This is a genomic window from Pseudoclavibacter sp. RFBG4 (genome assembly GCF_002931515.1).
GTDB lineage: Bacteria > Actinomycetota > Actinomycetes > Actinomycetales > Microbacteriaceae > Pseudoclavibacter.
Map to the genome: position 1 here is coordinate 1 of NZ_PSYC01000013.1, position 24448 is coordinate 24448.

The 24448-nt window shown below is 69.4% G+C and carries 20 protein-coding genes; 7 read left to right on the top strand and 13 right to left on the bottom strand.

Annotated features, from left to right (window positions below; all coding sequences use genetic code 11):
* Positions 1 to 8: 8 nt before the first annotated feature.
* The 5 genes from C5E10_RS03250 to C5E10_RS03270 form a co-directional block, all read right to left on the bottom strand.
* Positions 9 to 1280 (bottom strand): M23 family metallopeptidase, encoded by a 1272-nt coding sequence (locus C5E10_RS03250; RefSeq protein WP_104330430.1) that lies wholly within the window; start codon positions 1278 to 1280, stop codon positions 9 to 11.
* A gap of 51 nt (positions 1281 to 1331) precedes the next feature.
* On the bottom strand, positions 1332 to 2357 hold the full coding sequence (locus tag C5E10_RS03255; protein ID WP_104330431.1) for an ABC transporter permease: 1026 nt from the start codon (positions 2355 to 2357) through the stop codon (positions 1332 to 1334).
* Positions 2354 to 3490 (bottom strand): ABC transporter permease, encoded by a 1137-nt coding sequence (locus C5E10_RS03260; RefSeq protein ID WP_104330432.1) that lies wholly within the window; start codon positions 3488 to 3490, stop codon positions 2354 to 2356. The genes C5E10_RS03255 and C5E10_RS03260 overlap by 4 nt, the downstream gene beginning before the upstream one ends.
* Entirely contained in the window at positions 3487 to 5076 is a 1590-nt protein-coding gene (locus C5E10_RS03265) for a sugar ABC transporter ATP-binding protein (protein WP_104330433.1), read from the bottom strand. Before C5E10_RS03265 ends, C5E10_RS03260 begins: the two co-directional genes overlap by 4 nt.
* A 101-nt stretch (positions 5077 to 5177) precedes the next feature.
* The gene (locus tag C5E10_RS03270) at positions 5178 to 6167 is read right to left on the bottom strand and encodes an ABC transporter substrate-binding protein (RefSeq protein WP_308471703.1); all 990 of its coding nucleotides are present in this window, start codon (positions 6165 to 6167) and stop codon (positions 5178 to 5180) included.
* 175 nt (positions 6168 to 6342) lie between these two features.
* On the opposite strand from C5E10_RS03270, the gene C5E10_RS03275 reads away from it, so the two are divergent.
* The 4 genes from C5E10_RS03275 (at position 6343) to araA (ending at position 11453) form a co-directional block, all read left to right on the top strand.
* Positions 6343 to 7362 carry a LacI family DNA-binding transcriptional regulator gene (locus C5E10_RS03275; RefSeq protein WP_258070982.1) on the top strand — a complete coding sequence of 340 codons (1020 nt, stop codon included), beginning with the start codon at positions 6343 to 6345 and terminating at the stop codon, positions 7360 to 7362.
* 124 nt (positions 7363 to 7486) lie between these two features.
* On the top strand, positions 7487 to 9220 hold the full coding sequence (gene araB / locus C5E10_RS03280) for a ribulokinase (RefSeq protein WP_104330446.1): 1734 nt from the start codon (positions 7487 to 7489) through the stop codon (positions 9218 to 9220).
* Positions 9217 to 9939, top strand: a complete 723-nt coding sequence (locus C5E10_RS03285; RefSeq protein WP_104330435.1) for an L-ribulose-5-phosphate 4-epimerase — start codon at positions 9217 to 9219, stop codon at positions 9937 to 9939. Before araB ends, C5E10_RS03285 begins: the two co-directional genes overlap by 4 nt.
* Positions 9936 to 11453, top strand: a complete 1518-nt coding sequence (gene araA, locus C5E10_RS03290) for an L-arabinose isomerase (RefSeq protein ID WP_104330436.1) — start codon at positions 9936 to 9938, stop codon at positions 11451 to 11453. Before C5E10_RS03285 ends, araA begins: the two co-directional genes overlap by 4 nt.
* A 149-nt stretch (positions 11454 to 11602) precedes the next feature.
* Here the strand turns inward: araA and C5E10_RS03295 are convergent, their stop codons facing one another.
* The 6 genes from C5E10_RS03295 to C5E10_RS03320 all read right to left on the bottom strand — a co-directional run bounded on the left by C5E10_RS03295 (position 11603) and on the right by C5E10_RS03320 (position 17414).
* Complete coding sequence (locus tag C5E10_RS03295; protein WP_104330437.1) at positions 11603 to 12199, bottom strand: DUF1349 domain-containing protein; 597 nt, start codon at positions 12197 to 12199, stop codon at positions 11603 to 11605.
* A gap of 117 nt (positions 12200 to 12316) precedes the next feature.
* Positions 12317 to 13159 (bottom strand): ABC transporter ATP-binding protein, encoded by an 843-nt coding sequence (locus C5E10_RS03300; RefSeq protein ID WP_104330438.1) that lies wholly within the window; start codon positions 13157 to 13159, stop codon positions 12317 to 12319.
* A complete protein-coding gene (locus tag C5E10_RS03305) occupies positions 13159 to 14259 on the bottom strand; it encodes an iron chelate uptake ABC transporter family permease subunit (protein WP_219820315.1) in 1101 nt (366 codons plus the stop codon). The genes C5E10_RS03300 and C5E10_RS03305 overlap by 1 nt, the downstream gene beginning before the upstream one ends.
* Complete coding sequence (locus C5E10_RS03310) at positions 14256 to 15335, bottom strand: iron ABC transporter permease (RefSeq protein ID WP_258070983.1); 1080 nt, start codon at positions 15333 to 15335, stop codon at positions 14256 to 14258. Before C5E10_RS03310 ends, C5E10_RS03305 begins: the two co-directional genes overlap by 4 nt.
* A 7-nt stretch (positions 15336 to 15342) precedes the next feature.
* A complete protein-coding gene (locus tag C5E10_RS03315) occupies positions 15343 to 16299 on the bottom strand; it encodes a siderophore-interacting protein (RefSeq protein WP_104330440.1) in 957 nt (318 codons plus the stop codon).
* The gene (locus C5E10_RS03320) at positions 16296 to 17414 is read right to left on the bottom strand and encodes an ABC transporter substrate-binding protein (RefSeq protein WP_219820316.1); all 1119 of its coding nucleotides are present in this window, start codon (positions 17412 to 17414) and stop codon (positions 16296 to 16298) included. Before C5E10_RS03320 ends, C5E10_RS03315 begins: the two co-directional genes overlap by 4 nt.
* Positions 17415 to 17574: 160 nt before the next feature.
* On the opposite strand from C5E10_RS03320, the gene C5E10_RS03325 reads away from it, so the two are divergent.
* A complete protein-coding gene (locus tag C5E10_RS03325) occupies positions 17575 to 18348 on the top strand; it encodes a hypothetical protein (RefSeq protein WP_104330441.1) in 774 nt (257 codons plus the stop codon).
* Between the two features lie 51 nt (positions 18349 to 18399).
* Here C5E10_RS03325 and C5E10_RS03330 read toward each other — a convergent pair whose 3' ends face one another.
* Both C5E10_RS03330 and C5E10_RS03335 read right to left on the bottom strand, forming a co-directional pair.
* Complete coding sequence (locus C5E10_RS03330) at positions 18400 to 19485, bottom strand: ABC transporter substrate-binding protein (RefSeq protein WP_104330442.1); 1086 nt, start codon at positions 19483 to 19485, stop codon at positions 18400 to 18402.
* Positions 19486 to 19586: 101 nt separating this feature from the next.
* Positions 19587 to 20372, bottom strand: coding sequence for an AraC family transcriptional regulator (locus C5E10_RS03335; RefSeq protein WP_104330443.1), 786 nt, complete (start codon positions 20370 to 20372; stop codon positions 19587 to 19589).
* Between the two features lie 85 nt (positions 20373 to 20457).
* Between C5E10_RS03335 and C5E10_RS03340 the strand changes: the two genes are divergently transcribed.
* Together C5E10_RS03340 and C5E10_RS03345 are read left to right on the top strand one after the other, a co-directional pair.
* Positions 20458 to 22473 (top strand): ABC transporter ATP-binding protein, encoded by a 2016-nt coding sequence (locus C5E10_RS03340; protein ID WP_219820317.1) that lies wholly within the window; start codon positions 20458 to 20460, stop codon positions 22471 to 22473.
* Positions 22470 to 24362 (top strand): ABC transporter ATP-binding protein, encoded by a 1893-nt coding sequence (locus tag C5E10_RS03345; protein ID WP_104330444.1) that lies wholly within the window; start codon positions 22470 to 22472, stop codon positions 24360 to 24362. Before C5E10_RS03340 ends, C5E10_RS03345 begins: the two co-directional genes overlap by 4 nt.
* The last annotated feature ends 86 nt before the right edge of the window (positions 24363 to 24448 follow it).

Here is a 24448-nt window from a genome sequence, read left to right on the forward strand (position 1 = left end):
GGCGCGCGCTACGCGCCGGGGTAGGTCATGAGGTCGCCCGTGAGCGGCACCTGGTTGGTGCGCTCCCCGACGTTCGCCTTGTCGACCTTGTACGCCTTGCCCTGTTCGCCGGCGTCGAGCGCGGACTTCGAGGTGACCTGGCCGTCGAGCGTGAACGTGTCGAAGACGAACGGCAGCCCGTTGGAGGCGAGCGGGTTCGGGGAATCCATGATGTGGAAGTGGAGGTGCGGGGCGTCGCTGTTCCCGCTGTTCCCGAGCAGCCCGAGGCGGTCGCCGCGGGCGAGCTGCTGACCGACCTGGAGCTCGAAGGGATTGCCGGTCTTGAGGTGGGCGTAGAACGCGTAGTTGCCGCCGCCGATGTCCTGCACGACAAAGTTGCCGCCGTATTCGTCGAGGGTGAGGGTCGGGCCGGGCGCTGTGCCGGCTTTCTGCTCGGCGCGGTCGCTCGTGATGGCGACGATGGGGCCGTCGGCGACGGCGATGACGTTCTCGCCGAAGCCGGGGTAGCTGCGTGCGTTGTCGCGGGAGCCCTCGTAGAGCTGCATGGTGGGGGTGAGCTTGACGTAGTCGATGGCCCAGCGTTCCGGCGCCCAGTAGGCGCCGTTGATGGGGCTGACGGCGCCGCGGTGGGCGGTGAGGCCGCAGCAGCCGTTGCCGTCGAGCCAGCCGCTGCCGGTGAGGGGCGGGCCGATGACGGCGACCTCGCGCTTGTCGACGGCGACGGCCTGCGTGGTCTCGGCGATGGTCTTCTCGTACAGCGGCGGTTGCGCCTTGGGCATCTCGACGGTGACGGTGTGGTCGATGAGGTCGGGCACGTCGGCATCGGATGCGATGGTCGCGTCCATCCACACGGTCGCGTTCTGACCAGGCCCGAGCTCGACGCCGCCTCCGTCGGTGGTGCCGGCGACCCGCATCACGTCGTCGAGGTCGTCACCCTCGAGCTCCTGCAGCACCGTTCCGCCGCTGCTCGCCTCGACTCCCTGGATCTTCACCTTGGAGGGCGACCCGTTGGTGAGCTGCAGCTCGTAGGCGAGGTGGATGCGCTCGTCCGTTCCGAGCACGGGGATGGGCGATGCGAGGGCGGAGACGACGACGGGCGTGAACTGCTCGCCGCTCACCGCAGGAGGTGCGGCGGCTGATGGGGTCTCGGTGACCGCGGGAGGCGCATCCGCGCCGATCGTGAGGGCCGGGCTCGCCGAGCAGGCGCTCAGCGAGGCGAGCGCAGCCGCCGCGAGGACCGCTGCGAAGACGCGCGCGCCCCTTGCGGTGATGCCGGTCATGGGCTGAGTTTAGGCTCGCGCAGGGAGGCTCGCCAGGCATGGAGACCGCCGCTACTGCGTTCGCCGCTTCCGGGAGGTGACGGCCCGCTGCAGCAGCACGAACACGAGCAGGATGCCACCCGTGATGATGGTCGTCGCCTCCGGAGGAATACTGCCGTCGCGAGTGATGAGCACGTTCATGAGCCCGAGCACGAGGGCGCCGATCACTGAGCCGAGCACGAACCCACCGCCGCCGGTCAGCAGCGTGCCGCCGATGATGACCGCGGCGATCGCGTCGAGTTCCCATCCGACGCCCGTGATGTTCTGCGCGATCCCGAGCTTCGAGGTGTAGAGCACTGCCGCGATGCCCGCGAGGGTGCCGCTGATGACGTAGATCATGATCTTCGTGCGCGCGACGGGGAGTCCCATGAGCAGCGCGGACTGCTCCGAACCTCCCATGGCGTAGACGGTCCGGCCGAAGCGGGTGCGGTGCAGGATGAAGAAGGCGACGCCGACGAGGACAACCGCGATGACGACGGCGGGGGTGACGACGAGGTCGTTGATCTTCGGCCCGTCGATGATCTTGATCTCGGTGGAGAGGCCGCGGATGGGCGAGTCGTCCGCGAGTCGCTGAGGCTCGGTGCTGAGCATCGAGGCGAGCCCGCGGGCGAGGAACATCATCGCGAGGGTCGCGATGAACGGCTGAACCCGGAAGTAGTGGATGAGGATTCCGGAGGCGAGGCCGAAGAGCGAGCCGATGCCGACCATCAGCACGATCACGAGGATCGCGGGGAGGCCTGCGCTGGAGAGCATGACCCCGACCAGGCTGCTGACGGCGATGACCGCGCCGACGGAGAGATCGATGCCGCCGGTCAGGATGACGAAGGTCAGTCCGATGGCGAGGACGATCAGGTACGCGTTGTTGATGAGGAGGTTGGAGAGGGTGCTGAACTGCAGGATCCCGCCGTAAGCGAGTTCCCCGTATGCGAGCATCCCGACGAAGATGACCACGGCGGCGAGCGTCGGGAGGGAGTCGAGGTTCGGCTTGAACTTCGCGAGCCTGGTGACCTCGCTGGTCTGTTCGACGATGGTGGTCATGCGGCAACCGCCTTCTGCGCTGGTGCGGAACTCGCGGGTCCGGTGGGGGTCTTGGCTCGTCGCCGTTTGAAGAAGTCGCGGACGCGCTGCGACTGCAGGAGGCAGACGAGGACGATCACGATCGCCTTGAAGGCGGGCGTAGCTGATGATGGGATGGAGAGGAACACGACGGTCTTGTCCAGCGTCGCGATGAGCAGGGCGCCGATGACGCTGCCCGTGAGCGAGAACTTGCCCCCGGCGAGCGACGTGCCGCCGATGACGACGGCGAGGATTGCATCCATCTCCGAAGCCGACCCCGTCTTGGCCACTTCGACCGTCATGACGGTTGCGGTGCTGAGGATGCCCGCGACGCCCGCGAGGATCGCGCTCGAGATGTAGACGAAGAAGAGCAGCCCGATGGGGCGGATGCCCGCCATGCGGGAGGCCTTCGGGTTGATGCCGATGGACTCGATCATGAGGCCGAGCGCGGTGCGTCGCACGAGCAGCGCGACGAGGACGACGATGCCGACGGCGAGCATGAAGATCACGGGGAACCCGCCGATCGTGCCGTTGGCGATCCAGCGGAACGAGTCGTTGCTCGCCGACGTGTTCTGGCCGGCGGTGATGACCTTCGCGAGCCCGCGCCCGGCGAGCATCATGATGAGCGTGGTGATGAAGGGCTGCAGGCCGACCACGGAGACGAGGAGTCCGTTGACGGTGCCGAGGAGCGCGCTGATGAGCAGCGCGAGGCCGATGGCGGTCAGGGCCGAGCCGAAGGAGTTCTGCGCGGACGCCATGAACTCCATCGAGACGGCACCCGCCACGGCCATGACGGAGCCGACGGACAGGTCGATGCCGCGCGTGGCGATCACGAGGGTCATGCCGACGGCGATCATCATGACGGGTGCGCTTGCGCGGAGGATGTCGATGATGTTGCCGTTGAGGTCACCGGTCGCCTGGTTGACCGAGATGCCCAGGTAACCCGGGTCCTTGAGCAGGTTGACGATGATGAGCAGCACGAGTGCGACGACCGCCCAGATGTAGGGCTGCCGGAGCGCGCCGCGAACCGGGTGGTCGGAGGCTTGTCGCCGTTGGGGCGGTTCGGCGGGGCCGTCGGTGGTCGGTGTGCCGAGCGGGGCCGTGGTCTGGCTCATGCGTGGGCTCCCTCGACGTCAGTGGATGCGGATGGGGTGGCCGGGGTGGCCGGCAGCTGCGCCTCGACTCCGTCGGCGGCGATGGTCTGGACGATGAGGTCAGCGGTGACGTCGGGGCCGTTGGCGATCTCCGCGATCTTCCTGTGGTCCTTGAGGACGACGATCCGCTCGCTGAGCCTGACCACCTCGTCGAGCTCCGACGAGATGAAGATGACCGACATGCCGTCTTCGGCGAGCTGCGCGATGGTCTCCTGGATCTCGGCCTTGGCTCCCACGTCGATGCCACGGGTCGGCTCGTCCAGGATGAGCAGCTCGGGTTTCGTGGCGAGCCAGCGCCCGAGGAGCACCTTCTGCTGGTTGCCTCCGGAGAGGTTGCGGATGGCGCGCTCCGGGTCGGCGGGGCGGACGTTGAGCTCGGTCAGGTACTTGGCGCAGAGCTCGTTCTGCTCTCTTCTGGACAGCGGGCGGGCCCAGCCTCGTCTGGCCTGGACGGCGAGGATCAGGTTCTCGCGAACGGTGAGGTCACCCACGATGCCCTCGTCTCGACGGTTCTCGGTCGAGAAGGCGATGTGCTTGCCAAGTGCGGCGGCGGGCGAATGCACCTCGACGGGCGACCCGTTCAGGTGGGCCGTTCCGGCGTCTGGCTTGTCTGCCCCGTAGATCAGACGACCGAGCTCGGTGCGTCCCGATCCGAGCAGTCCGGCGAGACCGACGACCTCTCCGCGGTGGACTTCGATGTCGACGGGCTCGATGGAGCCTTTCCGACCGATGCCCTGAGCACTGTAGAGGGGAACGTCGTCGCCGTCTCGGGCGTCGACCCGTCGGTTGGCGCCCAGCGACTCGAGGGTTGAGAACTCCTTGCCGATCATCTTCGAGATGAGATCGCTTCTGCTGAGCTCTGCGGTGGCGTACTCGCCGACGAACTGGCCGTTGCGGAGCACGGTCAGCCGGTCGCTGATCGCGTACACCTGGTCGAGGAAGTGGGAGACGAACAGAATCGCGACCCCCTGCTCGCGAAGCTGGCGGATGACGGCGAACAGCCCATCCACTTCCTGCGCGTCGAGGCTCGACGTCGGCTCATCGAGGATGAGGACCTTCGATCTGATGACCATCGCTCGGCTGATCGCGACGAGCTGCTGCATCGCGAGCGAGATGCTCGAGAGGGAGCGCTTCGGGTCGAGGTGGTCGAGCCCGAGCGCCGCGAGCGCGTCGCGCGCTGCAGCGTTCGTCTTGCGCCAGTTGATTCCGAGGGGCCCACGCACTTCGTGCCCGAGCATCACGTTCTCCCCGATGGAGAGGTTGTCGCAGAGGTTCACCTCTTGGTAGACGGTGGAGATGCCCGCGGCTTGGGCGTCTGCCGTGCCCCTGAGCTGCCGCTCCTCGCCGCCGATCAGGATGGCGCCTGCATCGATCTTGTAGACGCCGGTGAGGGCCTTGATGAGGGTGGACTTCCCCGCGCCGTTCTCGCCCATGAGGGTGTGCACTTCGCCGGGGAAGAGCCGGAAGTTCACGTCTTGGAGTGCTTTCACTCCGGGGAACTCGATTGAGATGCCGCTCATCTCAACGATTGGCTGTTTCGCTGCCATGATCGCCTAGCGTTCTGCCGGTGGGCCGGCGTCGAGTGTCTGGGGTGGGTGCGCCCGGTGCGCCGCCGAGAGAGCGGCGGCGCACCGGGGCACGAGCGCTGTCAGTACTTGCGGTCTGGGAGCGCAGCGGTGGCGGCGTCCGGCGAGTCGAAGGTCACGCTCTCGACGACGATGTTCTTCTCGACGCTCTCGCCGGCGACTGCGGCCTTGACGACGTCGACGGCGACGTCCCCGAAGAGCGGGTTGTATTCGGCGACGAAGGACAGGCGGCCAGCTGCGAGCGCTTCGAGGGCGGCCTTGGTGCCGTCGATCGTGATGATCTTCACGTCGGTGCCCGGCTTGAGACCGGCTTCCTCGACGGCGAGGGCTGCGCCGAGTCCCATCTCGTCGTTCTGTGCGAAGACGAGCTGCACGTCATTGCTGTTCGACTTGAGGATCGTCTCGAAGACGCTCTTGGCCTCTTCCGTCGACCAGTTCGCCGACTGGCTCTCGAGCTTCGTCAGCTTCGGGTCGATGCTCTCGTCCCAGCCCTTGTTCCGGTCGTTGACGACGGAGAGCCCGGGGGGACCTTCGAGGACGACGTAGTTGCCCCCGTCTGCGAACTGCCCGTTCGCCCATTCCGCTGCGGCTGAGCTGATACCGACGTTGTCGGGGGCGATGTGGCTCGTATAGAGGGCTTCGTCGTTCGGCTCGATGCCGCGGTCAAGGAGGATGACGGGGATCTCGGCCTCCTGGGCCCGTTCGAGGACGCTCTCCCAGCCGGTGGCTTCCGTGGCGGAGAGCAGGATGGCGTCGACGCCTTCGTCGATGAAGGAGGTGAAGGCGGTGATCTGCGAGTTCTGGTCCCCGTTGGTCGCGGGTGCGTACTTGAGCTCGAAGCCGTTCTCGGTGGAGAACGAGTCCTGGATGTTCTGCTCGTTCGCGGTGCGCCAGCCGCCTTCTGGTCCGACGGCCACGAAGCCGACGGTGATGAGCTCGCCGTCGCCGCCGGCCGCCGCGTCTCCTGAACCTCCGGAGCAGGCTGCCATGCTCAGAGTGAGTGCTCCTGCCATCGCGATCCCGGCGATGGTCTTGATCGTTGACTTGTTCACGCTTGTCTCTCCTCGTTGAGAGCAGTTCACTCGTGCCTGGGCCGTCGTGACGCTGCGCCGTGGGATGCTTCCTCGCATCTGCCGAAATGTTATCGATCACATACGGGGAGCGCAACCGGCAATCTTAATCGTTATTCGGACAGCGGCACTCGCTGGCTGTGGGCATAATTGCGGAATGACGAACGGACCTGTGGATGCGATGAAGCCCAAGCGGGCCGCGAGCGTGTTCGACGTCGCGCGTGCAGCCGGAGTGTCCCACCAGACCGTCTCGAGGGTCCTCAACGACCATTCGAGCGTGCGCCCGTCCACTCGGCAGAAGGTGCTGGATGCGATGGGCGAGCTGAACTACCGGCCGAACCTCGCCGCGAGGGCACTCTCCTCGAAACGCAGCCGAACACTCGGGGTGCTCTCGACCGCGAGCGGCGAGTACGGCCCGTCGTCGAGCATCATCGCCATCACGGAGGCCGCGCGAGCACGGGGATACACGACGATCGTCGAGCAGACGGACGGCTTCGATGTCGCGTCGATCGAGGAGGCGCTCGGGAACCTGGCGAGCCTCAACGTCGAGGGCATCGTCGCGGTCGCGCCGCAGACCCCCCTCCTCGAGGCGTTGAGCAGCACGAATTCGGGCATCCCGTTCGTGACGCTGCAGGCCTGGGCCACCGAGGGAGGGGCCGATCTGGCTCAGGATCAGCTCGAAGGCGCCCGCGTCGCGACGGCCCACCTGCTCGACCTGGGGCATATCGACGTGGTGCACCTCGCCGGCCCCAGCGATTGGATCGATGCCACGTCGCGCCTCCGGGGCTTCCGCCTCGAGATGGAGTCGCGGGGCCTGGTTCCGCGGCACATCGATGCCCGAGACTGGTCCCCCGGCGCCGGTTATCTGGCCGCGGCTCAGATCTTCGAATCGAACGCGACGGCCGTGTTCTGCGCGAACGATCAGACCGCCCTCGGCCTGCTCCACGCGGCGCACGATGCCGGCGTCTCGGTTCCGGACGACCTGAGCGTCGTGGGCTTCGACGACATCCCGGAGGCCGCGCACTTCTGGCCCCCACTGACGACCGTTCGACAGCATTTCGCCGCCGCGGGGGCCCAGTGCGTCGCGCGACTCCTCGATGGCGACGAGGGCATCCCGAACGTGCTGCCGAAGCTGATCAGCCGCGCTTCGACTCGTCGGATGCCACTCGACAGTTAGCCGGGCCGCACCCTCACCCTGGGCTTGCGCTCACGCCGTCTGCATGGTGTGATCGATCACATTACATCCGGTCGAGACAAAGGAGACCGCCAGGATGAGTCATTCGACGAACTCGGAATCGCGCATGCAGGACGCCGATCGCACGAGCGCAGACACCGCGGATCGCTACGTCATCGGCGTCGACTACGGCACCCTGTCCGGCCGGGCGGTCGTCGTCCGCGTCCGTGACGGCGCCGAGCTCGGCGTCGGCGAGCTGCCGTACCCGCACGCCGTGGTCGACGAGCGGCTCCCGACGACGGGTGAGCCGCTCCCGCCCGAGTGGGCGCTGCAGGTGCCGAGCGACTACGTCGATGTCCTCAAGGTCGCCGTGCCCGCCGCCATCGCAGACGCTGGCATCGACGCGGCGGATGTCATCGGCATCGGCACCGACTTCACGGCCTGCACCATGGTGCCGACGCTCGCCGACGGCACCCCGCTCAACGAGGTCGCCGGCTTCGAGACGCGTCCCCACGCCTACGTGAAGCTCTGGAAGCACCACGCGGCGCAGCCGCACGCCGACCGCATCAACGACCTCGCCGAGCTCAGGGGCGAGCAGTGGCTGCCCCGGTACGGCGGCCTCATCTCGAGCGAGTGGGAGTTCGCGAAGGGCCTCCAGCTCCTCGAGGAGGACCCCGAGGTGTACGCCGCGATGGACCACTGGGTCGAGGCAGCCGACTGGATCGTCTGGCAGCTCACGGGCACCTACATCCGCAACGCCTGCACCGCCGGCTACAAGGGCATCCTGCAGGACGGCGAGTACCCGAGCCGCGAGTTCCTCGCCGCGCTCAACCCCGAGTTCGCCGACTTCGCGGAGACCAAGCTGGCCCACGAGATCGGCCAGCTCGGCGATGCAGCCGGCACGCTCTCGGCGGAAGCCGCGGCGTGGACAGGATTGCCAGAGGGCATCGCGGTCGCGGTCGGCAACGTCGACGCGCACGTCACCGCCCCGGCCGCGGCCGCGACCGAGCCGGGCCAGATGGTCGCCATCATGGGCACCTCCACCTGCCACGTCATGAGCTCCGACACCCTCGCCGAGGTGCCGGGGATGTGCGGGGTCGTGGACGGCGGCATCGTCGCCGGCCTCTACGGCTACGAGGCCGGCCAGTCTGGCGTCGGCGACATCTTCGCCTGGTACGTCGAGAACCAGGTGCCCGCCCGCTACGAGCGCGCCGCGGCCGAACTCGGCATCTCCGTGCACGAGCACCTCACCAACCTCGCGGCAGCGCAGCCGGTCGGGGCGCACGGCCTCATCGCGCTCGACTGGCACAGCGGCAACCGCTCCGTGCTCGTCGACCACGAGCTCTCCGGCCTGCTCGTCGGCGCGACGCTCGCGACGAAAGCGGAGGACGTCTACCGCGCCCTGCTCGAGTCGACGGCCTTCGGCACGCGCAAGATCGTCGAGACGTTCAACGCCTCCGGGGTTCCCGTGACGGAGTTCATCGCAGCCGGCGGACTGCTCAAGAACGCGTTCCTCATGCAGACCTACAGCGACATCCTCGGCATGCCGATCTCCACGATCGACAGCGCACAGGGTCCGGCGCTCGGCTCCGCCATCCACGCGGCGATCGCCGCAGGCGCGTACCCGGATGCGCGCGCCGCGGCCGCCGCCATGGGGCGCGTGACCCGCGCCAAGTACGTGCCGAATCCCGAGGCGGTCGCCGCGTACGACGAGCTGTACGCCGAGTACGACGAGCTCCACGACCACTTCGGGCGGGGCGCGAACCAGGTCATGAAGCGCCTCAAGCGACGCCGCCGCGAGGCGCTCGCCGGCGCATCCGCTGCCCCAGCCCCGGCAACCCGCGAGGAGGTCAACGCATGAGCATCCAGACGCAGATCATCACGGCCGAGACGCAGACGAGCATCGACAAGATCCGCGACGAGGTCGCGGCCCTCCACGACGAGCTCGTCCGCTACGGGCTCGTCGTCTGGACGGGCGGCAACATCTCGGGCCGCGTGCCGGGCACGGAGCTGTTCGTCATCAAACCGTCCGGCGTCAGCTACGACGAGCTGAGCGCCGACAACATGATCCTCTGCACCCTCGACGGCGAGGTCGTACCCGGCACTCCCGGCTCCGATCGCTCCCCCTCGAGCGACACCGCGGCGCACGCCTACGTGTACCGCAACATGCCAGAGGTGGGCGGGGTCGTGCACACGCACTCCGACTACGCCGTGGCGTGGGCGGCGCGGGGCGAGCCCATCCCGTGCGTCATCACGGCGATGGCGGATGAGTTCGGCGGAGAGATCCCCGTGGGCCCGTTCGCGATCATCGGCGACGACTCGATCGGCCGCGGCATCGTCGAGACGCTGCGCGGGCACCGCTCGCGGGCCGTGCTCATGAAGAACCACGGGCCGTTCACGATCGGCAAGGACGCCCGCGACGCCGTGAAGGCTGCCGTCATGGTCGAGGACGTCGCCCGCACCGTGCACATCTCCCGGCAGCTCGGCACGCCCGACGCCATCCCCCAGCAGGCCGTCGACTCGCTGTTTGACCGCTATCAGAACGTCTACGGACAAGACCCGACAGGAGCCCTCAGTTGAGCGCACTCACCACTTCCTTCGACGCCGCCGAGATCTGGTTCTTCACCGGCAGCCAGGGCCTCTACGGCGAGGAGACGCTGCGCCAGGTCGCAGGCCAGTCGCAGGCCATCGTCAAGACCCTCAACGAGTCGCCGAACACGCCCGTGAAGATCGTCTGGAAGCCGGTGCTCACCGACTCCGACGCCATCCGCCGCGCTGCCCTCGAGGTCAACTCGAACGACAACGTCATCGGCATCGTCGCGTGGATGCACACCTTCAGCCCCGCGAAGATGTGGATCCAGGGCCTCGACACGCTCGCGAAGCCGCTCCTGCACCTGCACACGCAGGCCAACGTGGAGCTGCCGTGGGCGGACATCGACTTCGACTTCATGAACCTCAACCAGGCGGCGCACGGCGACCGCGAATTCGGGTACATCCAGACCCGCCTCGGCATCCCCCGCAAGACGGTTGTCGGCCACGCGTCGAGCGCGAGCGTGACGCGGCAGATCGACAGCTGGTCGCGCGCCGCGGCCGCCTGGCAGGCGGTGCGCACCATGAAGCTCGCCCGCTTCGGCGACAACATGCGCTTCGTCGCGGTGACCGAGGGCGACAAGACGGAGGCCGAGCTGCGCTTCGGCGTGCAGGTCAACACGTGGGGCGTCAACGAGCTCGCCGAGGCCGTCGCCGCGGTCGACGACGGGGCGGTGGATGCGCTGGTCGCCGAGTACGAGGAGCTGTACGACGTCGCCCCCGAGCTGCGGCGCGGCGCCGAGCGCCACCAGTCGCTGCGCGACGGCGCGGCCATCGAGCTCGGCCTGCGCTCCTTCCTCGAGGCCGGCGGCTTCAGCGCCTTCACAACGAGCTTCGAGGACCTCGGGGCGCTCAAGCAGCTCCCGGGGCTGGCCGTGCAGCGCCTCATGGCCGAGGGCTACGGCTTCGGCGCCGAGGGCGATTGGAAGACGGCCATCCTCGTGCGCGCCGCGAACGTCATGGGCGCCGGCCTGCCCGGCGGGGCGAGCCTCATGGAGGACTACACGTACGACCTCACCGAGGGAAGCGAGCTCATCCTGGGCGCGCACATGCTCGAGGTGAGCCCCTCCCTCACGACCGCCAAGCCGAGCCTCGAGGTGCACCCGCTCGGCATCGGCGGCAAGGACGACCCCGTGCGCCTGGTCTTCACCGCCGACCCGGGCCCCGCGGTCGTCGTCGCGCTCAGCGACATGCGCGACCGGTTCCGCCTCGTCGCGAACGTCGTCGAGGTCGTGGCGCCCACCGCTCCCCTGCCGAAGCTGCCCGTCGGCCGGGCCGTCTGGAAGCCGGAGCCCTCGTTCGAGGTGTCGGCCGCCGCCTGGCTCACGGCCGGCGCCGCGCACCACACGGTCATGTCGACCGCCGTCGGCATCGACGTGTTCGAGGACTTCGCGACCATCGCGAAGACCGAGCTGCTGCGCATCGACGCCGACACCACCCTGCGCGAGTTCAGCAAGGAAGTGCGCTGGAACCAGGCCTACTACCGCCTCGCGCAGGGGCTGTAGGCCGCACGGCTGCGGCAAGACTCGGTGCCGCCGCCGCGCCACGTTCGCGGCGGCGGCACCGAACGACGACCACGAGGTGGCGCCGCTCTTGTTCGGAGAGGGCCAACGGCGCCACCCCGTGGCACCTCCCGTCGATCGCCGAGATCGCGCTACGGGTGCAGCGAGGCGTCCGCCGGCGTCGTCCGCCACGAGGTGAAGTGCACCACCAGGCCGCTCCGCGACGGCGCGCAGCAGAACGGGCCGGCCGCCACGAGAGCATCGGCAGCCAGCGGTGCCACTCGAACGAGGCGCCACGGCTCGGCGTCCACCCGGGCGCGGATGGTGACGGCGTTGCCCTCCCGGCTCGCGCGCACCGTGACGCGGCGGCCGCCCCACTCGGGCACTGGGGCCAGCGACCAGTCCGACTCGGACCTGGTGACCACGGCCCCCAGCTGCTCCTGGCCGTCGCTCAGCTCGATGCCGGCCTTGATCCAGGTCTCGTCGTCGACCTTGAGGAAGATCCCCGCCTGGTCGAACTGCTCGGTGAAGTCCACCACGAACTCCACCTCGACGGCGGATTCCTGCTCGAACGGCCGCAGCAGCGCGTGCTCGGAGTCGTGGACGAACCCGTAGGACGTGGTGCGCCACGCGTCGCTGCCCTCGACGGCGGTGACGCGGAGCCCGTCCTCGCTCGCCTCCGCGACAACCGGCTCGTTGGTCCAGTGACCGTCATCCCACGGGATGCTCGTCGCGTTCAGTTCCGTCATCTTCGACTCCGTTCGGCTCGGGGCGGCACGCGCAGCCCAGGTCGAGCGTGCGTGCGGTCAGTTCGCTGCGCAGTCCATCATCGCTGTCGAGCGCGCCGCTCGGCCAAACCGCTCCCTTTACTCCGTCCACACGCCTTCGCGCGGAATCACGAGCGGCGTGCCGGTCTCTGGGTCGTCGACGATGCGGCAGGGCAGCGAGAAGACGTCCTCGACGAGCTCTGCCGTGAGCACCTCACCCGGCTTGCCCTGGGCGACGATCTCGCCGTCGCGCATGACCACGAGGTGCGTCGCGAAACGGGCCGCCTGGTTGAGGTCGTGCAGCACGGCGACCAGCGTGCGCCCCTCGCCGCGGAGCCGCCGGAACAGCTCGAGCAGCTCGTACTGGTGGGAGATGTCGAGGAACGTCGTGGGCTCGTCGAGCAGCAGCACGGGTGCTTCCTGCGCGAGCGCCATCGCGACCCACACGCGCTGCCGCTGACCACCGGACAGCTCATCCACGAACCGCGACGACAGCGCATCCACCCGCGTCGCGGCCATCGCATCGGTGACGGCGCGCTCGTCGGCCTCCGACCAGCGGTCGAATATGCCCTGGTGCGGGAACCGGCCACGCGCGACGAGGTCGGCGACCCGGATGCCCTCAGGGGCGAGCGACGTCTGCGGCAGCAGGCCGAGGCGCTTCGCGACGTCCTTCGTCTTGAGCGCGAAGATGTCGCGGCCATCGAGCAGCACACTGCCGTCGCTCGGCTTCAGGAGCCGGGCGAGGGCCTTCAGCAGCGTCGACTTGCCGCACGCGTTCGGCCCGATGATGACGGTGAACGAATGCGCCGGCACCTCGAAGTCGAGGCCCTCGATGATGGGCTGCTCGTCGTAGCCGACGTGCACAGAGGTGGCCTTGAGCTCAGCCGCGACCAGGCCCGTCGCGGGGCCTGCCAGGCTCGCCGTATCCGCTTCGATCGTCATCACTGACGTCCCTTCTTCGTGGTCTGCTCGTGCACGAGCAGCCAGGCGAGGTAGATGCCGCCGACGCAGACGGTGAGCACGCCGACGGGGAGGTCGACGAGCTGCGCGACGAGGTCGGCGGAGACGAGGAGGAGCGCGCCCACGAGCGCCGACGGGAGGAGCTGCAGGCTCGCGCCCTTGGTCAGCCGGCGCGCGATCTGCGGGGCGGCGAGCGAGATGAACGAGATGGGTCCGGCAGCTGCCGTGACGAGCGCCGTCAGCGCGACCCCGACGAGGGTCGAGAAGGCGCGCGTGCGGTTCGCGTGCACGCCGAGCGACAGGGCCGCGTCGTCACCCACCTCGAGCGCCGCGAGCGGACGCCCGAGGAACCCGCATCCCACGACCAGCGCGGCGAAGATGAGCGTCGCCGGCAGCAGCTGCGCGTAGCCGAGCGCACTCAGCGAGCCGGAGCCCCAGACGGCGGCGAGCATCGCCTGCTCCTGGCTGACCCGCATCATCATGAGCGCGTTGAGAGACGCGAGCATGGCGCTCGCGCCGATGCCCACGATGATGAGCCGGAACGGACGGAGTCCCTTCCGGTAGGCGAGCAGGTAGACGGCCGCCGCGACGACGGCCCCGCCGAGCAGGGCCCCCGCTCCGATGGCGTAGTACGAGGTCGAGCCGATCCAGAGCATCACGATGATCGCGCCCGTGTAGGAGCCCGTCGAGAAGCCGATGATGTCTGGCGACCCGAGCGGGTTGCGGGTGATCGACTGGAAGATCGCGCCGCTCGCGCCGAGCGCGAGGCCGGCCAGCACGGCGAACAGGAACCGCGGGAGGCGCCACTCGAACACGACGAGCCGGTGCGCCCTGGACGCATCCGCGTCGAAGAGCGCCGTCAGCACCTCCCAGGGCGAGAGCGCGAGCGTGCCGTAGCCGAGCGAGACGACGCCGAGCGCCAGCACGGTGACGACGATCGCGCCGCACACGACGACCGCGCGGCGGCGGTGGAGGTTGGAGAAGCGGCCGAAGCGCACGGCGTAGGTGCGGTCGCCGAAGTCGATGCCCTGAGCAGCAGCCTTGGCGGCGACGGCGACAGTTCCCTCACGCGTTGCGGTCACAGTCCGCTCACCTTCTTGCGGCGCACGAGGCCGATGAGCACGGGGGCTCCGATGATCGCGGTCACGAGCCCGACCCGCAGCTCTCCGGACGGCAGCACGATGCGGCCGAGAATGTCGGCGGCCAGCAGCAGGATGGGCGACATGACGATCGACATGACGATGATCCAGCGCTGGTCGGGCCCGACGAACCAGCGCACGACGTGCGGCACCATGAGGCCGACGAAGCCGATCGGGCCGGCGATCGCGACGGCGGTGCCGGCGAGCAGCGTCACGGCGATGACGACGAGCACTCGGGTCGAGCGGATGCGCACCCCGAGCGAGGCCGCGAGCTCGTCACCCAGCGACAGGGCGTTGAGGGAGCGGGCGCAGAACAGCGCGAGCACCACCCCGACGATGATGAGGGGCAGGCACGTGAGCACCACGTCCATCGACCGTCCGCCGATGGATCCGACTCCCCAGAACCGGGTCACGTTGAGGGCATCGATGTTCTTCAGCACGATCGCCGAGGTGAAGCCGCCGAGCACGGCGCTGATCGCCACGCCCGCGAGCGTGAGGGTGAGGGGCGTCGCCTTGCCGCCGCCGACAGAACCCATGGCGTAGACGAGCATGGTCGCGAGGAACGCCCCGATGAGCGCGAACCACACGTACTGGCCGGGAGCGGTGAAGCCGAAGAGGCCGACCGCGAGCGTCACGACGAAGCTCGCTCCGGCATTGACGCCGAGGATGCCGGGGTCGGCGAGCGGGTTGCGGGTGAACGCCTGGATGAGGGCGCCGCACAGCCCGAGCGCGGGCCCGACGACAAGCCCCACGAGGGTCCGCGGGATGCGCAGGTCGAGCACCATGACGTGCTCTTCGGTGGCGCGTGAGCCGAGCAGACCCTCCCAGACCACCTCGGGCGAGATGGCTCGCGCGCCGACGAAGATGCTCAGCACGACCGTGCCGGCGAGCACCGCGAGGGCGACGACAAGCGCGAGGGTGCGCTTGGCGTTGCTGCTCGCCAGGCCGCTCCCGCTGGGGACCCTGGGGTTCGAGCGAGCCGCCCCGACCCGCGGAAGCGCCGTGCTGATCGTCGCCACGGCGCGGCTAGAGGCCGACCGAGGCGTAGATGCGGAAGACCTCGTCCATGCGGGTCTCCTCATCCATCTCCGGCTCGCCGTCGCCGGTCTCGCCGTAGAGGTCCATGATCTGCTGCTTGATCGACTCGTCGAGCGCCTCCCACTTCGCCGACCAGGCTTCGACCTCGTACGTCCAGTAGCCGACGACCTTGTATGCGGAGCCGGGGAGGCCGAGCGTGTGGCGGAGGTGGCTGCGCACCTCGCGCGTGACGCGCGTCTCGCCGGCCACCCACACGTAGACGCTGCCGTCGTTCGGGATGTCGAGGCGGCGCACGGCCTCGACGAGGCGGCTCGGCCGGTGGCCGTTGCCGGAGCCACGCACCCAGTGCGCCGCCTTGAGCTCGACCGACGGGAGCAGCTCGTAGCCCGCATCCCGGATCTCGCAGACGATCTCCGTCTCGACGTGTGGCGTCAGCTCGGCGATGCGCAGCGCGGCGGGCAGGGCCGGCTCGTCGCAGATGAGCACCTGCTTGGCGACACCCTCGGGCAGCGCGTACAGGTCGCGCGGCGGGTTGATGCCGAGCACGTAGCCGGGCTTCGCGCCGAGCACCCACGTGCTCGCGATCCCGCCCTCGTGCACGACGAAGTCGATGTCGATCTCACCAGGCCGGTGGTCGCGGATCGTGTACGTGCGCATCTGCGAGGGCTCGACACCCTCCTCGTAGTCCCAGCCGCGCCCCGAGACGAACGGCAGGCGCGGCTCGAGGTGCGCCTCGTCGGGGAAGAAGAGGCGCACGTACTCGTCGCCGATCCCCGTCGTGGGGTAGTCGAGCAGGTCGTCGCCGCCGAACGTGACCCGGAGCATCCCGGGACCGAGCTGCCGCACGCCCGTCACGACGGCGCGGTGGATGCGCTCGACGTAGCCGCTCACGGCTGTCTCGGACTCGGTTCCAGACTCGGTTCCGGCTTCGGTGAGGGCGGTCATTCCGCGCCTCCGACCCCGTTGCCGTCGATGGCCGAGTTCAGCATGGGAACGAACTCGTCGATGGCCCACGGGATGGAGAGGGGCGTGGGCGCGTTGGTCGCCATGGCGAGCGGCTCGCTCTCGAGGAACAGGTAGTGGCCGGTGGCGATGGGCTCCCACAGCTTGAACGTGGGGTGGTTGAGCGTGTAGTCGAGCTCTTCCTGGCTGTTCGACCAGGCGACGAAGATGTCGGCGGGGATGGTGTCGAGTTCTTCGAGGCTCACGGCGCCGTACCAGTTGTCGCCCTCGACGGTGCCGAGCACCGTGTCCATGGCCGGGGTGTTCTTGAGGCCCAGCTCGGTGAGGAACTGCACCCGCAGGTCGCTCGGGATGTAGATGCCGGCTTCCGTCGCCCCATCGCTGAGCGTGAGCCCGTACGCGAAGGTCGTGTCGGCGAACCGCGGGTTCTCCTCCTTGACGGCGTCGAGCTGGCCCTGCGTCTCGGCGATGATCTCGTCGGCCTTCGCGGGCTGGCCGAGGCTGTCGCCGACGATCTCGACGAGCGACTGCCACGACTCGGAGGCCCACGGCTTCTCGGGGTACGCGACCGTCGGGGCGATCTCGGTGAGGCGGTTGTACTCGACCTCGGTGAGGCCGGAGTGCGGGGCCAGGATCACGTCGGGCTCGAGCGTGAGGATCTGCTCGAAGTCGAGCTCGTTCGCGTCGTTGTAGTTGAGGATCTCCGGCATGGTGCCGCCCAGCTCCTCGACCTCGGCGCGGAACCAGGGCGAGTACCCTTCCTCGTCGCCGCCCCACGTTTCGGGAATCCCGACGGGCACGGTGCCGAACGAGGCGACGACGTCCTGTGTCGCCCAGCCGATCGTCACGACCCGCTCTGGCGCTTCCGAGATCGTGGTCTCGCCGAAGACGTGCGTCATCGTGACCGGCAGTGCGCCCTCCTCGGCTGCCATCGCCGTCACTCCGTCAGCCGCTGCGGCGTCACCGGATGCGCAGCCCGCGAGCGCGAGGACCGCGACGGTAGCCGCGGCGAGCGCTCCGGTCCAGCGGCGATGCGTCGAGCGTCGCGGGGCGGGACGGGACGAGGTGGACAAGCGACGGGTGACAGTCGAGGTCAAGGTGGCTCCATTCGACACAAGTGCAGGCACTAGAGGTAAGGCTAACCTCAGAACACACCGAGCTTACGGAGGCGGCGTATCGCTCCGCGGCCACTCGGCATCGCATTCCTGCCACCACGGGCGTCACGCGGGCGGCCTCTCGCCGCGCTACTCTTCGAAGGTGAATCAAGACGAGCTGTTCGGGGGGCTGCTCGCCATCTTCGTGCTCGCGGTCATCGCGATCGGTGCGATCGTCGTCTTCGGCGACCTCAGCATCCGCCCCCGCCCGAGGCGCCTCCCGCTGTGGCAGTACACGCACCGCGTCATCGGCAGGGACCAGCCGTTCGTCACCTCGCGCGGGTCGTTCCCGGCGAACGAGCAGCGCCTCTGGGAGCTGTGGGTCGAGAGCCACAAGCCCGGGAAGCTCGTCGCCGTTCCCGTCGAGGAGCAGGCGCCAGCCCCGGCCACCGTCCCCGCCGAGGGCGACGCTGATACCGATATCGGGACCGTGACCGATGACGGCGACGACGGTTCGCCAGCCAAGCTGGCAGAACCAGCGGAGACGCGTCAGCTGCGCGTCTCAAGGGTCTCCCGTGAGCTTCGATCCGTGTATCCGCTGGCCCTCGTGGGCTTCAACGCCTACTTCGAGGACTACGAGAAAAGCGAGTTTCCCGTCGGCCTCATCGTGCGCGGCAGCGATGGCGTCGCGATGATGACCCTCACCGCGGACGACGTCGTCGCGTTCGACGAGCGGGGGCGCAGGCTCTGGTCGAGCCGCTGGGAGCGCCTCATCTTCTCCAACGCCCACGACCTGCTCCTGTACAACGGGCACACGCAGATCCGCATCGACGACGAAGACCAGCGCGACCTCGTCGAGGCGCTCGTCGTCAAGTACGGCCGACTCGAGCAGATGCACTTCCTGCCGGGCCCCCTGCGCCGCGACACCGAAGACTGACCGGACCGCACGGCGCTCACGCGTCGCGCCTCGCAGCTGCCAGCTGGAGTGCTAGTTGCGCGCGGGAACCGATTCGCCGTCCAGCGCCGCGTTGATGAGCGGCACCATGCCGTCAACGGCATACGGAATCGAGAGCGGCGTAGGCGCTTGCACGGCGTTCTCGAGCGCCGCATCCTCGAGGATCAGGAAGTGCCCCTCGGAGATCGGCTCCCAGAGCTTGAACGTCGGGTGATCGAGCATGTACGCCGTCTCCTCGGGACTCGTGGTCCACGCGACGTACAGATCCGCCGGCACCTCATCGAGCTCCTCGAGGCTCACCGAGCCGTACCAGTTCTCCCCCTCGACGCCGGCCATGACGTGGTCGAGGCCCGGCGTGTTCTGAAGGCCGAGGTCCAGGAGGAACCGCACGCGCAGATCGCTCGGGATGTAGATGCCCGCTTCGGTGGCACCGTCGGTGAGGCTGACACCGTAGACGACACTGTGGTCCGCGAACCGCGGATTCACATCGGCCGCTGCCGATACGACCCGCTCCGATTCGGCGATGATCGTGTCGGCCTTGCCGGGTTGCCCGAGCGCGTCGCCCACGACCTCGACCAGCGACTGCCACGACTCAGCCGCCCAGGACCGCTCGGGGTAGGCGACAGTTGGTGCGATCTCGCTGAGGCGGTTGTACTCGGTCTCGACGATTCCGGAGTACGGAGCCAGGATGAGATCCGGTTCGAGGGCCAGGATCTGCTCGAAGTCGAGCTCACCGGCGTCGTTGTAGGCGAGGATCTCGGGCAGCTCACCTCCGAGTTCTTCGACTTCCGCGCGGAACCAGGGCGAGAACCCATCCTCGTCTCCACCCCACACGTCAGGCGTGAGCACCGGAACCGTGCCGAACGCGGCGACCACGTCCTGCGTCGCCCAGCCGATCGTCACGACCCGTTCCGGAGCGTCGCGCACGGTGGTCTCACCGAAGACGTGACCGATCGTCGCCGGAAGGGCACCCTCCTCTGCTGGGGTCGCGATGACGGCGCCACCGGTTCCCGCCTCCGCGGCACCGGATGCGCAACCGGCGAGGGCGATCACCGCCGCCGTCCCGATCGCGAGGGTGCGCCTCCACCGCCGCGAGATGCTGTACTGCTCTGACTCCATGGGTTCTCCATTCGCTCGACAGTCTCAGAGCGTATGGATGGTCAGCGTCGCGTTGAGGTCAGGATCTGTCGCGCTCCTGCACCGGCTTCGAACGAGACGAGCTACGGCCGCCAGTCGCTGGGCTTCGAGCCCATCGCGCGCCGGAAGGCCGCACTGAACGCGCTGGTCGTGGCGTAGCCGACGCGCCCGGCGACGGTGCCGACGGGCAGGTCGTCGGCGAGCATCCGCGCCGCCGCAGCCATGCGCACCATGGTGCGCCAGTGCGAGAACGTCATGCCGACCTCTGCCGCGAAGATGCGGGCGATCGTGCGCACGCTGAGCGACAGCTGCCACGCCCACGCTTCGACGCCTCGATCGTCGGCGGGGTCGCTGAGGACGCGACGCACGAGCGGCTCGAGGCGCTCATCGCGGGGCATGGGAACGGTCTCGACGTAGCTCGTCGCCGCGGGCAGGAGCTCGATGACGACGGCCTGCGCGCGGAGACGCTGGTCGGTCTCCATGGGTGACTCGGCGAGGTGCAGCAGCAGCTCGCGGAACGCGGCGCCCAGCTGCACGGTGCCGACGGCATGCCAGTCGGGGGCGACCTCGCTCGTGAAGTAGGTGCAGCACCCGACCGACGAGGCATCGACCTCCATGGTGTGGGGCGTGAAGGGCGGCACCCAGATGCCCTGGCCGACGGCGAGCGTGCGCAGGGCACCCTCGACGAGCACCACCACGCTCCCCCGCGATGGCCACATGATCATGCCCTCCGGATGCACGTGCGGCACCCGGTCTCCGAGGTTCGGGCCGTCGAGCACGGCCGTGGTGAGGAGGAAGGGTGCGGGAATGCCGACCGGACGGACCTCGAGGGTCGATGGGGCGGGGCTGAGCTCGAGCGCCTGGAACACGGTGCATCTCCTGGTTGTCCGGAACGCAACAGAAGTTGGCCGAACGCATCACTAACGGGACTTAGGTGAACCTTACTATCGACTGATGCCACGTGAGAACCCCCGAACCCCGACCCCCGCGTCCGTCATGCGGGACGCGCTCTTCGCGTCGGGGCGCAGCTGGAAGCTCACCCTCGCGACGTTCGGCTACGTCGTGCACGAGGCCGCGGAAGCGTTTGTCCCCGTCCTCGTGGGCGTCATCATCGACCGGGCCATCGTCACGAACGACGCCACGCAGCTGGCGCTCTGGCTGGGCATCCTCCTCGCCAACTTCCTCGCCCTCTCCTTCTCGTACCGCTGGGCGGCGAGGCTCATGGTGCGCGTCTACGGGCACGGCGAGCTCGAGCTGCGGCGCTCGCTCCTGACCCGCGTCCTGCACCCGAACGGCGTGACGAGCCGCCGCAGTCCCGGCGAGCTGCTGCAGATCACGACCTCGGACAGCTACCGGGTCGCGGGCGTCTCCTGGTCGGTCGTGCAGCAGGGCGCGAGCTCCGCCGCGATCCTCGTCTCGTCGGCGGCGCTGCTCGCGATCTCGGTACCTCTGGGCATCGGCGTCCTCGCGGCCTCCGTGCTGATCCTCGTCGGGATGCACGCGGCATCGAAGCCCATCGAAGCCCGCGGCGCTCGCGAGCAGGCGTCCGCGAGCGCGGCAAGCGACGTGGCGACCGACCTCGTCGCGGGACTGCGCATCATCCGTGGCATCCGCGCCCAGCCGCAGGCCACCCGCCGGTACCTCGACGCGAGCGCCGAAGCGAAGACCGGTGCGATCGCGTCCAACCGCGGCATCCAGCGCTACCTCGCCGTGAGCGGTATCGCATCCGGCGCGTTCCTGGCCGCTCTCGCCTTCTCGGCCGCAGCGCTCGCCACCCTCGGGCAGATCACGCTCGGCGAGCTCGTCGCCGTCGTCGGCCTCGGCCAGTACCTGCAGGGCTCACTCGCGCACGTCGGCACGTTCGCGTCGAACTGGCTGCACAAGCGCGCATCCGCGGTGCGCATCGTCGCGGTGCTCAGCGAAGAGCACGCGGTGCCCGTCGAGGACACGCACGTCGGCGGCGTGGGCCTGGCCGAGGCCGTCCGTTCCAGCCACGATGCCCCCGCGGCCTTCACGTGGCGGGCGCCCGACGGCACCAACATCGACGTGGCCCCCGGCTCGCTCGTCGGCCTCCGCCCGGCAACCCCGGCAGGCGCCCGCGCACTCGCCGCCACGCTCGCCTACCGGGCTCCCCTCGAGGCCGGCGAGGTGACCGTGGCCGGGCTGGATGCCCACACCATCGGACCGGACGCCTACCGACACCTCGTCTTCGCGCCTCCCCACGACGCGACGGTCTTCTCGGCGACGCTCCACGAGAACCTGCTCGTGGATGCGGATGCGGACGGCGTCGCGGGTGCGGGTGCGGGTGTGGGTGCAGGTGCTGGTGCTGGTGCGGAGAACGGAACTGCCGCTGGGACCGGCTCCGGAATAGACCCGGACCTCGAGTCGGCCGCGGAACGCGCCGCCCTCACCGAGGTCACCGCGCTCGGCTGGCACCGCCAGCTCGGCGAGCGCGGCAGGCGCCTCTCCGGTGGGCAGCGTCAGCGTGTCCTCCTGGCCCGCGCGTTCGCGAGCGAGGCACGGGTCCTGGTACTCGACGAGCCGGCCTCCGCGCTCGACCCGGCTACTGAGGCGCGCATCGCGGACTCCCTCCGCGCGCACCCCACGACCACCGTGCTCGTCACTCGCAGCCCCCTCCTGCTCGCTGCCTGCGACCGCGTCGTGGACATCGAGACGCACACGCCGCGCGCCACGGACGACGCTCGACCAGCCGGTTCTCGACCGGCCGAAGTGCGATCGGCCGAAGCGAAGAGCGCATCCACCGCCGCAGGGGCCGTCACGCAGACCCGGCCCGAGACCCAGAACGAGACACAGGCGCAGCGACACGGACAGGCACAGGGACAGGGACAGGCACAGGCACAGGCACAGGCACAGGCACAGGCACAGGCACAGGCACAGCGTGACCCCGACCCCGATCCCGATCCCGACACCCCAGCCACGAGCCCCGACGAGGAGCTGGCACGCCGATGAGCCACGACGCACCGCAATCAGCAACAGCAACAGCCACAGCCACAGCCACAGCCACGCTCCTCCCCATCGCGTCCGGCCGCGAGACGGCGGGCGCCACCGCCGAACGGCTGCGTGCATCCCGCCCCCGGATCTTCGCCGTGATCCTGCTGCTCCTCGGCGGTTCCTCGTCGACGCTCCTCGTCCCGCGGCTCCTGGGCTGGCTCGTCGACCTCGTGACCGGCAGCGCGGGTGTCCAGGCGCTGGTGCTGCCCGGAGTCCTGCTGCTCATCGTGACGTCCGTCTCTGCCCTGCTCGCCTACGCGGGCATCCGCCTCCTCGTGGCGCTCGTGCAGGAGCTCGTGAGCGGGCTTCGCGAGGACGCGATGAGCGTCGTCCTGGGCATGCGGGCGGGTCAGGCCGAGAGCTCCGACTCGTCGGACATCGTCTCGCGCGTGACCGGCGACGTCGAGTCGGTCACCGAGGCCGCCTCCGGCGTGCTGCCGGCGGTGACGCAGTCGTCGTTCATGATCGTGCTGTCGCTCGCCGGGATCGCCGCCATCAACCCGTGGCTCGGCCTCGCGGCGCTCGTCGCCGTGCCCGTGCAGGTGCTCGCGACGCGGTCGTTCATCCGCCGCTCCCGCCCCGTGTACACGGAGATGCGGGTCGCCGAGGCGGAGCGCGGACAGGTCATCATCGAGGGGGTCAGCGGGGCGGACACGATCCGCGCCCACCGCAGGCAACGCCGCCAGCTCGCCGAGGTGGATGCGCGCAGCCTGCGTTCCATCGACCTGCAGTACGAGGCGGCACGCATCCGCACGACGTTCTTCGCCCACCTCAACACGGGCGAGTACCTGGGCGTCGCGGCGATCCTCACCGTGAGCTTCTGGCTCGTGCACGCTGGCGTGGTCTCCATCGGAGGCGCGACGGCGGCAGCCCTCTACTTCCTCGCCCTGTTCGGCCCCATCGGCTCGCTGCTCTCGAGCATCGACGGGCTGCAGCTCGCCGGGGTCGGCCTCGCCCGACTCGTCGGTATCGTCGGCGCGCGCGACCACGACGGACGGGGCGACCCGGGAGCGCTCCGCGGAGGCGAAGACGAGGCAGGAGAAGGCGAAGACGGCTCGTTCGTCGCCGCGGGCTCCCCCGCGATCGTCGTCGAATCGGTCGATTTCAGCTACGACGGGCAGCGGATGCAGCTCGCTGACGTGAGCCTGCGGGTCGCGCAGGGCGAACGGGTGGCGCTGGTCGGCGAGAGCGGATCGGGGAAGAGCACCCTCGCGCAGCTCATCGTCGGGGCGTTCGATCCGACGGGCGGCAGCGTGACGGTGCACGGGCGGCCCGCGTCGTCACGCGAGCGGGACACGAACGTCGTGCTCGTCACGCAGGAGATCCACGTGTTCGCGGCGACGATCGCCGAGAACCTGCGGCTCGGGGCACCGTCCGCGAGCGCCGAGGACCTCGCGGCGGCGGTGCGGGCGGTGGGGGCAGACTGGCTGCTCGAGTTGGATGCGGGGCTCGACACGCGGGTGGGTGCATCCGGCCTCGCCCTCGATGGCGCCGCCGCGCAGCAGCTCGCGCTCGCGCGGGTGCTGCTGCGCGACCCGGCCATCGTCGTGCTCGACGAGGCGACGGCTGAGGGCGGAGGCGACGACCCGCTCGGCCTCGACGCGGCCCTGACGGCCGCGACGCGCGGGCGCACCTCGGTGGTCGTCGCGCATCGGCTGTCGCAGGCCCGCGTCGCCGACCGCATCGTCGTCATGCAGCGTGGACGCATCGTGGAGCAGGGCAGTCACAGCGAGCTGCTCCGCCTCCGCGGCGAGTACGCCCGGCTGTGGGGTGCATGGGAGGGCGCAGCGGCTGAAGTCTCTGCCCCAGCCACGCTCTCCCTCCCTGCTCGCACGCAGCGGGAGTGACCAGACGCAGCAAGAATGAGCCAGACGCAGCGAGCGCGAGCCAGACGCAGCAAGAATGAGCCAGATGCAGGTGCGCGGCGCCGCGA